The organism is Providencia sp. Je.9.19 (assembly GCF_051129765.1).
Taxonomy (GTDB): Bacteria; Pseudomonadota; Gammaproteobacteria; order Enterobacterales; family Enterobacteriaceae; genus Providencia.
Genome location: NZ_JBCPSS010000005.1, coordinates 180,495 through 193,781, shown reverse-complemented (window position 1 = coordinate 193,781; position 13,287 = coordinate 180,495). Strand labels below are relative to the sequence as shown.

General features: G+C 41.7%; 7 protein-coding genes. 1 reads left to right on the top strand and 6 read right to left on the bottom strand.

Annotation, left to right across the window (positions count from 1 at the left end; all coding sequences use genetic code 11):
• Positions 1-4: 4 nt before the first annotated feature.
• The 3 genes from AAZR93_RS17140 to AAZR93_RS17130 form a co-directional block, all read right to left on the bottom strand.
• Complete coding sequence (locus AAZR93_RS17140; RefSeq protein ID WP_434720548.1) at positions 5-838, bottom strand: heme/hemin ABC transporter substrate-binding protein; 834 nt, start codon at positions 836-838, stop codon at positions 5-7.
• A gap of 2 nt (positions 839-840) precedes the next feature.
• Entirely contained in the window at positions 841-2,991 is a 2,151-nt protein-coding gene (locus AAZR93_RS17135; protein ID WP_434720518.1) for a TonB-dependent receptor plug domain-containing protein, read from the bottom strand.
• Between the two features lie 234 nt (positions 2,992-3,225).
• A complete protein-coding gene (locus AAZR93_RS17130; RefSeq protein ID WP_434720517.1) occupies positions 3,226-4,635 on the bottom strand; it encodes an MFS transporter in 1,410 nt (469 codons plus the stop codon).
• A 73-nt stretch (positions 4,636-4,708) separates the two neighbouring features.
• On the opposite strand from AAZR93_RS17130, the gene AAZR93_RS17125 reads away from it, so the two are divergent.
• On the top strand, positions 4,709-5,371 hold the full coding sequence (locus AAZR93_RS17125; RefSeq protein WP_294101581.1) for a helix-turn-helix transcriptional regulator: 663 nt from the start codon (positions 4,709-4,711) through the stop codon (positions 5,369-5,371).
• Here the strand turns inward: AAZR93_RS17125 and AAZR93_RS17120 are convergent.
• The 3 genes from AAZR93_RS17120 to AAZR93_RS17110 all read right to left on the bottom strand — a co-directional run bounded on the left by AAZR93_RS17120 (position 5,355) and on the right by AAZR93_RS17110 (position 13,227).
• Positions 5,355-5,921: a rhomboid family intramembrane serine protease gene (locus tag AAZR93_RS17120; protein WP_434720516.1), complete on the bottom strand. Its 567-nt coding sequence runs from the start codon at positions 5,919-5,921 to the stop codon at positions 5,355-5,357. The two genes, AAZR93_RS17125 and AAZR93_RS17120, sit on opposite strands and share 17 nt — an antisense overlap.
• A 14-nt stretch (positions 5,922-5,935) precedes the next feature.
• The gene (locus AAZR93_RS17115; RefSeq protein ID WP_434720515.1) at positions 5,936-10,876 is read right to left on the bottom strand and encodes a DNA repair ATPase; all 4,941 of its coding nucleotides are present in this window, start codon (positions 10,874-10,876) and stop codon (positions 5,936-5,938) included.
• A gap of 149 nt (positions 10,877-11,025) precedes the next feature.
• On the bottom strand, positions 11,026-13,227 hold the full coding sequence (locus tag AAZR93_RS17110) for a hypothetical protein (RefSeq protein WP_434720514.1): 2,202 nt from the start codon (positions 13,225-13,227) through the stop codon (positions 11,026-11,028).
• Positions 13,228-13,287 lie beyond the last annotated feature (60 nt).

Sequence of the window (13,287 nt, the reverse complement as noted above, 5' to 3'; positions counted from 1 at the left end):
CTCACTATTGGTCAGTATTAGGCCACATTTGTTGATGTAATTGTTCCACTGCATCGGCAATACGTGGCCCCATGCCTAAGATAAGGGCTTGATCAATGGCGATAATGCGTTTGTTTTTCCATGCCGCTGTTCGAGTGATCCCCGGAATATGGCTAAGTTTCTCGATATCCCCATCAACCATTTGTGTGGTAACAATTATGACGTCAGGATTTGCTGCAATAATTGCTTCGGCACTATAACTTTTGTACTGTTGATGCTTCGCGAGGTTATTTGCTCCTGCTAAGGTTAAAATAGTATCGGCAACGCTACCTTGCCCTGCGACTTGAGGTGCGCTACTTCCTGCGGATAAGATGAATAACACCTCGACAGGCTTAGCCTTGGTTGCGTTTTTTTGTGCGATGGCAGCTAAGCGATCACGCAGGTTATTAACTAGTTTTTTACCGTTATCAGGGCGTTGCAGTGTTTGTGCGAGTGATTCTATATTGCTGTACATCTGTTCAACCGTTGCAGGAATTCGCGGTAATGTCAGAACTTGAAGCTTTTGTGGCTTTAATTGCTCAAAAATAATCTGTGGGCCAGCATCCTGCCAAGTGATAAACAGCGTTGGTTTTAGAGATAAAATGCCTTCTGCGCTCAGTTGTTTCCAATAGCCAATGTGCGGTAAATCTTTTGTTTCAGGGGGCCATGTTGTAGTTTCATCAACCGCAATAACTTGCTCACCAGCACCGAGCGCATAGACTAGTTCGCTAATTGAACCTCCTGCGATAACGATACGTTCTTTAGCTTGAATGAAGAATGAGCAGCTTAATGCTAACAGGCCGATTACGATTTTTTTCATCATTAAAATTTCCATACAAAGCCAGTTGCAGCATTAAAGCCCGCAGCAGGAATGGATTCATGGGCTGTTTGATACTTTTTATTGGTCAAATTATTGAGTGATAAATTGACTTGATATTGGTCTTCTTGACCAAATTCCGCATTGAAAGCCAGATTGAGTGTCGCCCATCCCGCTGAATTTAGTGGTTTATCGCCAGTGTTGTCTTTTGCCTGAGATGCTGCACGTACAAAGAGATCAGATGTTAGGTTCATTTGATTGAATAATAAGGTGTTTTTCGCACCGATACGTCCGTTTAAGGTCGGTTCGCCGGTATCCCATGTTTTAATCGTCGCACCATCGTATTGACGGCGAATATAGTTACCGATGACATATGGTCTGATTTCCCAACCTTGATACTCCCCTGATAGCTCAAGGCCATAGGTTTTAGCGCGGTCAACATTGTCATAGTAGTAATAACCGGTGCGAGAGGAATTGCTATTTCCGTTACAAATGGATTGCCCAGCACATGCGACGGAGGCTATATAATCTTTCGCTTCGGAATAATAAACAGCGCTGTCGACGTACCATTGGTTGCCTTGGTAGCGGGCGCCAATTTCGTAGTTATTTGAACGTTCAGCCTTTAGGTCTACATTGCCATAATTGACGCCACCACCTGCTGAGGTTTGCATAAATTGCTGGCTAAGTGTTGGGAATACATAGCCTTGAGCAAAAGCTAGGCGTAACTCTGTGTTTTCAAAACCTGAATAGCGCAAGCTACTGGAGGTGATAAATTGATTATCATGGGTTTTGGCTTGGCCTAAATCACGATAAGTATCGCCGGTTTTTGAGTGATGGGTATTTTCAGAGCCACTTTTGAGTTCAGATGTTAGCCAATATTGGCGAGCGCCTAGGCTCCAAGTCCAGTTATCGGCAAAGGTAAATTCATTTTGGGCAAATAACGACCAGTTTGATTGCTCGGTACGGTTATGGCTTTGAGTCTCTTTGGTATAGTTAACAGCCGATGGAAAACCCGTTGTGCTGTTTGATGCTGTATTACTATTAGAGGTTTGTTTAACACGATCACGCTGATATTGTGCTCCGACAACTAACTGATTATTGGCGAGAAGTGTTAAGTTTGATTGTAAGATAATCCCTTGGGTATATTGCTTATCGTTAGATTTTGTTTGGTTAGCAACTCGTAAATTACCAATCATTGGACTGCCTGATGGGGTATTTACTGCGACTTTGTTGGCAAATTCACGTTCGATAGTTTGCTCGTAGGCATCGAAATGAAAATTCTTTAGATATTGCCCATCAAGATTGTAATCATAAAACACCCCGACTTTTTCACGAGTTAGATCAGGAATTTTAACGCTAAAGTGTTCGTAAGACGGGTCATTGTGCCAAGTTTGGGTTGATAATTTATATCTGTCTAGTGATAAACCGAATTTGTGTTTATCCAAAGTATAACCCAGCCACATACCTTGGCTGTTATTGCGGTAATTAGTGTTATTAAGACGGCCATCAGGGGTATCACGATTGCCTTGGTCTGAATAGCTACCATTGAGGCGATAATCAAAATTTTCTACACTTCCCCAAGCCGCGGCTGACTCCTGCCATCCGGCAGTTGCTGAGTTATATACTGCTTTGACTGTACCACCAAAGGGCTTATCTCCCCCTTTTTTGGTTATGAAATTGACAATACCACCAATCGCTTGCGAACCATAAAGTACCGAATAAGGGCCTTTGACCACTTCGATTCGTTCTAAAGAAGACTCATCAATTAGTAAACCTGCACCGTAATCTTGTCCTGCGCGCTGATAAGTTACTTCTTGTCCATCAATCAAGATTAATACACGAGAAGAGGCTTCCCCTCGAATACGAATTTGTTTGCGTCCTGCTAATGCAGAATCTGTAATTTCGACACCGGGAATATCCTGTAAATCATCAGCTAAAGAAGGGCTGGTGGAGTTATCAAGGGCTTGTTTATCAATCACTTGGATAGTTGCAGGGCTATTCCATAAACTGGTTTCACCACGATTAGAGGTAACCACAATTGTGTCATTAGCATCACTATTAATTTTTGCTGGTGGTGCCTGTGCGGCAATAACCGTTTGGCTGACAAATAGCGCTAATGTTGAGAGTAACCATTTTCCTCTAATGACCGTTTGCATAACTATCCTTTATGAGAATGATAATTCGTATCATTCCGATTTATAATTAAAGGCTGGTTAATGGTCAATCATTAAAGTTGTAAATCATCTGCATCTTTGATTTGTATCAAGCAAGCTTTTAAAGTAGGCTTTTTTTTCGTGATGAGTGTCACTTATTAAAAATAAGCCTCACTATAGCTATGAAGTGGATGGAAAGTGGTTTTATATACTATTGGGCATCCTTGCCCAAGGGCATTATTTTACTTTTCGGATTAATATTGCACCAAATAATGGGAAAATTGCAAATAAGGCGAACAGCCAAATCGAGGCTTGTTGCGCACCTTCAATTCCACCGGGACTAATTAATCCACTGTTGTTTACAACGACACCGACCAGTGCGGCCGATAACGCAGTGGCATACAGTTGAATGGTAATGACTGATGAAGAAGCCAGATTTTCTTCACCTTTTGGGGCTGCATTGAATACACGCAGCACAAGGTGAGGCCAACAAATCCCGATACCAAAACCCACTCCGGTCATCGCAATTAAGTAAATAATGAATAATGGGATTGAACTAACGAGTGCTAAATTTGGCGTTAAAATCGCAAGAATAATTAGCGAAATAAATATGATGACCGGTCCTGCTCGTAGAATACGTAAAACAATATCACCTGTTTTATTGGCGCTAAATAGTGCCCCAATTGTCCAACCGGCTGCCATGACTGCGGTGAGGTAGCCTGCGATAAGCGGTGAAAATTGATGAATAGTTTGTAAGAAATAAGGTACATAAATTTCGGTTGTCATTCCACCAACGAGTAGTGTCATTGTTAGGAATAACACACCGAGAGTGCTTTTTAGAGAGTAAGATCCTGTCGGAAGTAGACGTTTTCCGTTTTTACCATCAATAAAAATAATGGTGATTAGAATGGCAATACCGATCAATAAACCAACAAGGTTATTGATAAGATTTTCGGACAAACTACCAATAGAAATCGCTAAAACAGAAGCCACTAGCAATGAGATAGCCAGAAATGGAATTTTGTTGTTTTGTTGCTGCTGTGATTTTTTTCCCGGTAATTGACCGAGTACGATAATAGCCAGTAAAACCGCGACTGGTAATAGTGCCCAAAAAGCCCAGCGCCAATGACCACCTTGAGCGAAAATGCCACCAATAGCAGGACCACATAAGGTGGCAATACCCCACATACCGGAAACAACTCCCATTGCTCGCGACCATAAATTAGGTGTGAAAACCACACGGATCAGCGCATAACTTAGTGCGAATAGAATACCGCCACCAAATCCTTGAAGTGCTCGTCCACCGAGTAAAGTTAGCATTGAAGGTGATGCTGCGCACCAAATTGAGCCAAGTGAAAATAGAATTAATGCGGTTAAATACGCAAACTTAGGTCCTAGGCTATCAAGCACTTTACTCGAAAGTGCCGACCCAACAATCGAGGTAGCAACAAATACGGTGGTATTCCACGCATAATATTCGAGTCCACCAATATCATTGACAACACTGGGTAAGATTGTGGTGACGATGTAAATATTAATTGCATGTAGTGCAACACCACCGGTGAGAGCGATTGTTAGTAGCGCATTGGTGCCGCTAAGTAAATCAGCCCATCTAGCTTGTGGTTGGGTAGAAGGATCATTGCTCATAGAAGACCTGCTGGACTATGTGGTTAGAAAAAAGGTAATATCCAAGTATCGACTTGGATATTAGAGTGACATAATGATTAATGCAAGTAATTACTTTGATAATCTAAATCTAACTCAGGCTGTTGATAAGGTACTTTTTTGCATAAAGACAAAAGGACCGATATCAACGGCAGTGATTGCGAAAGATTTAGACATGACGGGTGAGGCGGCAAGACAACATATTCAAAAGCTGACTTCATTGGGTTTGGTTGAGGGTGTTCAATGCGCATCACAAAGTGGAGCGGGTAGGCCAAGACAAAATTGGGTGTTGACTGAGCAAGGGCACCAACGTTTTCCAGATACACATGCACAATTAGCTCTACAGCTTATTGATTCTGTTCGTACTATTTTTGGTGACGAAGGGTTGGAGAAACTCATTAGCCAACGGGAAGAGGAAAGCCGAACTAAGTATTTAGCGCGTTGTGATAATTTGCCTTTTATTGAGCGATTGAATGCATTAGCGGATGTTCGTAGTGAAGAAGGCTATATGGTCAGAGTTGAAAAAGAAGACGATAGCTGGTTATTTATTGAGAACCATTGCCCGATTTGTGCAGCGGCAACAGCTTGTCAAAATTTTTGTCGTTCAGAATTGGCATTATTTCGTGATGTTTTAGGTCATGATGCAACTGTCGAGCGTGAGCAATATTTACTTGATGGCGCAGGGCGCTGTGTTTATCGGGTTAAATTGAAGAATTAATTTTCTGACGTTTTTTCAGTAGCCAGGCGTATAGCACACCAGATAGCGCGCCAGTAATGTGGGATTCTGTCGAAATATATTGATGAACGGGTAATAATCCAGTCGCCATCGCGCCAAAATAAAAAAGCACTAATAAGGCGATGATGATATCGGATAAACGGCGGCGGAAAAAACCTTGGGCGATTAATAATCCCCATAAGCCAAAAATCCAACCACTAGCACCAACGTGTATGGCATCCCGACCGATAAGCCAAACAGCAAGACCACAAGTGATAATGATAAATAATGAGGCTTGGATGTACTCTTTGATAGCACGATGAAGTAGCAATGCACTTAGTATGATTAAAGGGGGGAGATTACTGAGTAAATGCCCCCAACTACCATGAATAAAAGGGGCTAAGGGAATACCTATCAATCCATTGACGGTACGAGGAATAATACCTAAGTGAATTAATCCACCTCCCGTAAGACTATTAACTAACTGAATAACCATGAGTAAACCCACTAATATGATTAGTAACTTAATCCGTGGGTTTAGCCAAAGTTTCATATTATTGCCCTGAATTAGTTTTGTCCTAAAGTCTGAACACTTTCCACTAAATTTGCCAGTTGTGCCACGACTCGATCGCCAATATCTGCATTATCGCCACCGAGGGCTTTATTACGCAGAAAATCTTTTTTGATTTGCTGCCAACGAGCGGCATCTTTTGCTGTTAACGTTCCCCTTAATTCGGCGAGTTTCAATAAATTCTCTTCCGCGCCTGTTGTGAGCAGTTGCGCTTCACCTAAATAGTGGTCATCTAACAATCTTTCAAGTTCTTCATCATTCATCACTGAAGAGACTTTTTCGCTCAGTTTATTCATATTTCGGTAGCTACCTTGCAAGCGGAATGCAGGCTCAGTACGGTATTTATCAGATTGTGCAGCACTGGCAATATATTGCTGATTCACTTTTAATACAATATTACGCAAGGTTATTAAGTGGCTGATTACCGCAGTTATTTCATTAATTTCCGCATCGGAATAAGGGTAACTTAGGGTATTTGTTGAGACTGATTTGCCCATTGCTTTATCCACTAAAAGATAAAGGTCGTTTAAATCACGTAGTGCAAGAGGGGCCAGTACAGCGTTGGATGTTAAACTATTTTCGATATAGCTTAGTGCAAACGCTTCATCCATTCCCCCGAGTACTTCACCTAAGTTATAAATATCGGCACGGTTAGCTAGCATATCAGGAATACGGAACACTTCCCCTGATTCGGTATATGGGTTACCCGCCATAACAACACAGAATTTCTTACCACGCATGTCATAGGTCTTAGTTTTGCCTTTCCAGATACCCTCAATTCGTCTTGTTCCATCACATAACGAAATGAATTTTTGTAAGAATTCAGGGTGAGTATGTTGGATATCATCCACATACAGCATGACATTATTCCCCATTTCTAAAGCTAGGTTGAGTTTTTCAAGCTCTTGCCTTGCTGTCGCGTTAGGGGCTTGTTCAGGATCAAGGGATAAAACATCATGGCCAAGTGCTGGGCCATTGATTTTCATAAAAATAAGACCTAAACGGTCGGCCACATATTCCATTAAGGTGGTTTTACCGTAACCTGGCGGGGAGATCATTAGTAATAATCCCATTAAATCAGTACGTTTATTTTCACCAAGCGCACCAATTTGCTTCGCCATATTGTCACCAATAATAGGCAGATAAACATCATTGATAAGTTTGTTACGGACAAATGAGCTTAATGGATGAGCTTTAAATTCATGTAGTTTTAGTCGATCACGTTCTTCGGTTACGATGCGTTGGCGTAGTCCTTGATATTGACGAAATGCAGGAATGAACTGCTTTCTTTGCTTGCGCATACGACCAAAGTAGCTATCTAAACTTAATGAAAGTGTTTGGTTTTCAATGGTCGGGTGTTCACCTAATAATCCACTGACTTTAAAGTAGAGATCAACCTCACTGTAGCGAGCTGATGCGACTTTATCTAAGATAATAATAGCTATTGCCCCCGGTACATAAGGCATGAGATGTGCAAATTCAGGCACAGAGCATAATCCTTGTAGCCAGTTTTGAATCAATGCCCAGCGCTGTGCATAGCGTTCGCCAAGGTTTTGTTGTGAACGATTAAAATCAACCCACATATGGGCAGCTTCTAGGCGGTTTTGTAATGCTGCCACAAGGTCTCTTGCATACTTACTATAAACCAACTCAATAGATGGCCTTGCTAAGGCAAAACTTAAATATTCAGCCGCTTGAGTTTGTTCATAGCTTTGACATTCAATTGGATTATCTTGTAAAAACAAGCTGATATCTGCTTCAATTTCTGCTTGTAGGTCGAGCAAGGCATCATCATTGTGAAATAGCTGTTGAATGTTCATCGCCGTTCTAGCGCGTTCAGGCCATAATGCAGGATAGGTTGCATTTTGTACTTGATCCCAGAAAATCGCTGCAATTGCGCGTGATTTTGGGTTATAACGTAGCAAATCGGCACTTTCACCAATAGGAATTAATTTTTTTAATATGGCGATGGCATCATGGTCATGAATACCTTTCTCGTAGCCTTCTTTATAACGCGGTGCGGCAAAGTCTCTGACTAATTTGTCTAATTTATCCGGTGCAGATAACGCACTTTTTAATGAATCATAATCAAGGCCGTCTTGGCGTTTTGCCGCGGCATAGATAATGGAATAAGCAAGGTATTCAGCACGATAAACACTATCTGATTCAGATTCTAGGGTTGCAGACCAATAAGGTTGTAGCGCTGTAAGTTCTGCGTTTTCGATTGGTTCTTGGTAGTCTGTACCAGTCAAATACAACCAAAGTTGGTTATTTTTAGGTAAGATAGTCAGGTCAAGTTCTTGGGTATTTACACTAAAGCGGTGGCGAGGCCCCAATTTAATGATATTACCGCCATCTTCAAAAATATCAGTTTTATCACGTAAAGTACGAATAGCTTGGTCACGAGATGATTTTAGCCGTGCATCAATATCATCAGCCTTAACGTTATCATTAATTTCCCGTAATTTTTCAATGATTTCACGGGTTTTTAAGGCTAACGGATCGGATGCGAAAAAGGCATTCAGCTCATCTTGAGACTGTAAACGAAGCGTTCTGCGTTGTAGGCTTTCTAATAGGCGATCAGCGGCAGTTAATAGATTCTGTGAACGGCGTTGGCGCTCATCAATTAATATTTGTTTATGAGACTCAAAGGTTTCGAATAATTCATCTCGCTTTGCCAGTATGTCATCAAGAAATTCATCGTGATTGCTAAATTGGCTTTCAAGCTCTTCTAATTGAACTAATAATCGAGATAACTGATCATCGCAACGTTCCGGTGACGTGGCAAGAGACAGCGCGTTGGTGATCCCTTGGCTGAATAAGCGAAACTGTGCGCCAAATTGTGCCACTGACTCAACGCTACTTTGTGATTTTCGTTTTTGCTGTAAGCGGGCACGAGATTGGTTGAGCTGCGCATAGATCTGCGAAATTGAATCAATGATATGAGTTTGTTGTGTCACATCGTTGAACGATAGGGAAGCCATTAAGTTAGACAGCATATCCAAATCGGCTGACATTTTTTCCATGTCATTCATTGGCACATCTAACTGGGCACTATTTTGTGCGTTTTCAGTTTGTTCTTCGAAGGTGACTAGTTGAGCTTTAAAAGGCTGTAATGCTTTATCACTAGCAAGGAAAACGGCGGTAGCTTGAGAAACTTGTTGCTGAGCATCCGTAATCTCTGTTTCCATTTCACTGAGTTTGGTTAAATCCATATAACGGAATTCACGCAGTGAAATTAAGTGCCCACGCTGCGCACTTAGGGCATTGAGCCCATCGACAAATTGTTGAATATCGATCCAACTTTCAGGCAGTGTGATGGCAAGTAATGATTTTTGGCGACTAATCGCCTCATTCATTGATTTGGCTGATTGCTGGCGAATACTCTCTACTTTTTCATATTCGTCGAGTACAAGTTCGCTAGTTTGGGTAATTTCTTTGAGTAATTTCCCAATATTCAGACACTGTTCATCATTAAACCAGTAATAAATATCTAACAGACTTTTAGGTTGCTGACTAAGCTGTTCATAACGGGAAACAGAAACCTGATTACCTTCGATTTCTTTGGCAATATGTAATATTTCAGAAATACCACGAACTAAATCTGCATTACCGATACGACCAAAAAAGCCGCCACGGGGAGGTTGTTTATCCGCAAACTCTTCAGAGTAAAATGGTGTTTGCCAAACCTGCATCGGATGCACACGAGTTGCTTCGTCGCCTTCCCCTTCAAACAAGACCATTTTACCATCTTCTAACATGGCATAGCCGTGACCAATCAATGGGATAGCGAGTTTTCGTTCAATTAAATTATAATTGAAAAGCGCGAGTCGACCATGATTAGGGGAATAGAATACATACAGGACATCTTCACCATTAGGTGAACGGCGCAGGCGGCGAAAACGCATCCCATCCATAGGTTGTTCAAAGGTTTTGTATTCGCCGTTTTGTAGATAGTAGCCACCCGGAAAAATAATACCGTGATCTTCAGGTAACTGCACACAGGCTTGGCCGATGGCGTCGATACGTTGAACTGACTCGGTTAGCGTGTTGTAAACCAAGTAACGCCAGCTCTCTTCACGATAAGGAAGGATTTTTAACAGAATCAAACTGCCTGTATGGGCGTATTCTATTTGTGCATCATCGAGAGATTGGTTTTTATCCAGTACTGCTTCACGATAGATGCCTAATCCATCTTCGGTATTATTTTCACACTTGATGGTTAGGTCACCACCAATAGTCTCAACAAATACAGTGTCGAGTATATTGATATGAGGAAAACGACCGTTAACGGTATCTTCTCGAGTGGTTCTGGTCCAATCAAAATCATAGGCGGGGGGAAGTTCAATATCTCGCTCGCCACGATTATCAATATAGTCGATTTTGTTTTTATCGCTAGAAATTGACCAACGGAAAACACGCACATCGGTGATACGGTCGCCAATTTGGAAACTGGCAAGAAGTTTGCCATCACGTTCTACAAGTTGAAGTAATTGTGTATTTTTATAGTAAGTATAGAGTTCAGTGAAATCTTGAATAAAGCGGTTGTCGTTGAGAAAAGTATCTTCATAAGGCATGGCTTCAACGTCGAATTCACCCTCGTTTTCAATTAAACGATAAAGTGAAAAGACATCTTCAAGATGGGTCTCTTTTTTGAGGCCAAGAAAAACATTATAACCAAATAACAGCCATTCACCGACACGAACAATATCTCTTGCTTGGCAATTATTTTCAGTACGAATACGGATGCGGCCAATGATGTCCATTTGGCTTTGACCAAATTCATCTAACCGGCTTTGATTTAATTGCGCGGCTTTTTGATGGAGCTGTTGTCCTTGCTCGGTAAGACGCTTACGTAAGATTTCATAAGCGCCTCCTTCAGCTACAGCACTATCGAGTATTTCTTGTTCGCGGTTAGTATCCTGAATATCTGGCATGGTATAACGAATTTCCTTGGCTTTGAACGAGTCATACCCGTTAGTTGCAAGCTACATGTATTTAGTTATGTAGTTTGGATTGTTTTAGGTATAACTAAACATTAATACAAGGCATTCCCTAACGGGATATGCCTTTAAATATGCATTAATTAGAGTTGATCATCTGCCGGTGGAATTGGTTTTGCTGCCACCGTTTTTGCTAGCTGATCCACACCTTTTGCCGCCATAAATCCGTTGATTAAATCTTGAACCTCTGGATTTTTCAGTAATTCTGCAACATCAATTTTTTTACCTTCGGTGCTGCGATTGACCAGTTTTTCAAAATTTTCTTTGGCAAAGCTGCTTTTATCCATAAAGCCATCTACCGCTTTTCCTAAGCTCAGAGCTTTAGAGAAGGTATTGAAGAAGCTGCCATCGCCACCCACAATTTCAATATTGGTTTTGGTCAGTGCTGCCGCCAATACATCCGCTTGCTCGCGAGCAATTTCTTTATTAGCTTCAATTGAAGCCATAGATTGTTCAAATTCTTTCTCAAGGCGCATGCGGAACTCTTCGTGAGCGCGTGCGGTATCACTGAGGTGATCCATTGATTTGAATTTATCGGTTAAACCATCTGCCTCAGCTTTCAAGCGCTGGCGGATAACTTCGGCTTGCGCTGAACCTAACTGGCCTTCACCGCGTGCTTGTGCTGCAAGTTTCTCTTCTAGTACTTTAGCGTCAGCAAGACCCAATTTTTCTTTCGCATTGGCTTGTTGTTCGTCCCCTCGAGCTTGGGCGATCAGTTTTTCTTCTAAAATTTTCGCTTCCGCAAGACCTTGTTGCTGCTCGGCTTGCGCTTTGGCTTCCATGACTTGCGCTTCGGATAAACCTTTTTCTTTAAATCCACGCGCTTCGGCAAGCAATTTTTCAGCGGTGATATTGGCTTGAACTAAACCTTCTTTTTCTTCAGCTTCGGCAGTGACTTGGCGAACGCGAGCTTCTGCAAGGCCTATTGCGGCATGTTCAGCTTCAATACCTTCTGCTAAGCGTTTTTTGGCTTCGGCTTGTTTAGCTGAAGCTTCAAGTTCAGCTTGAGCCATGGTGCTGATTTCTTCGGCTCTGTGTTTAGCACTAGCTTCGTCTGCCTCAGCTTTTTTCACTTGGCGAACCATCAACTCTTCTGCTTCAGCTTGGGCATTAATAACAGTGACTTGTCTTAAACGGTCAGCTTCTGAAATTTCACGAACTTCTTTAATACGTTCTTCTTCTTGTGCGACACTTTTTTCAACTACAACGCGCTCACGAATTACACTGGAAATATTTTTACGCTCTTCTTCCAGTGCTTTTTCTTTTTCAATGCGTTGTAATTCGACTTCACGCTCACGTGCGACAATTTCAAGATCACGAGCACGAGTGACGCGTTCTTCTTCGATAGCGACAGCACGAGTCCGGTTTTGTTGAGCGACTTCAACCTCACGCATCCGATTTTCTTCACGAATATCAATTTCTTGTTGGGTTTGAATTCTAGCTTGCTCAGATTTTAAACGTTCTTCTTCTTGTACTCGTAACGTTTCTGCGGTTTCACGAGAACGAATATTGTCAATTTCACGTTTTTGACGCGCTTCTGCGTCTGCTTGTTGACGTTCTAATGCCAAGCTAGCTTCACGGGTCTCAACATTTTTCTTTTGAATAGCCAGTTCTTGGTCACGTTCTTTTTGGTTGGTTTCAATGTTATGAATAGCGGTAATTTCAGTAATCTTACGAATACCTTCAGAGTCAAAAATATTGTTTGGATCAAGCGCTGACTTTGGCGTTTGTTCTAAATAATCAATCGCCACATCTTCGAGTGCATAACCGTTTAAATCTTTACCGATGACATCGACAATGCGGTCACGAAAGTCTTGCCTATTTTCAAATAAGGTCGATAAATCAAGTTGTTTACCAACCGTTTTTAATGCCTCGGAGAATTTCGCACTAAATAGCGCGCTAACGGCATTGTGGTCTGATGCACGTTCGACACCAATTGCTTTGGCGACCTTAAGGACATCTTCTGTGGTTTCATTCACGCGCAAATAGAAGGCGACAGTGATATCGGCACGTAAGTTATCATGACAAATCAGGCCATCTTTGCCGCGGCGGTCAACTTCTAAAGTTAAAAGAGAAATGCGCATGAACTCTTTTTTATAGATAACCGGATAAACCAGAGCCCCTGTGAAGTGAACTTTGGGTTGCGATGACATATCGTTAACTATCAGCGCCGTGCCTTGTGGTACTTTAATATAGAAGGCTTTGAATAGACCAAAGAACCCTAAAATAACTAGGATTATCCCTCCAATAATGGTTAAAAAAGGCATTAAAGCAGCCAAATCCATGTTAATTCTCCGTAGGTTCTGACGAGATCGTCATTTTTAATATTATTTATGAGTGAGACG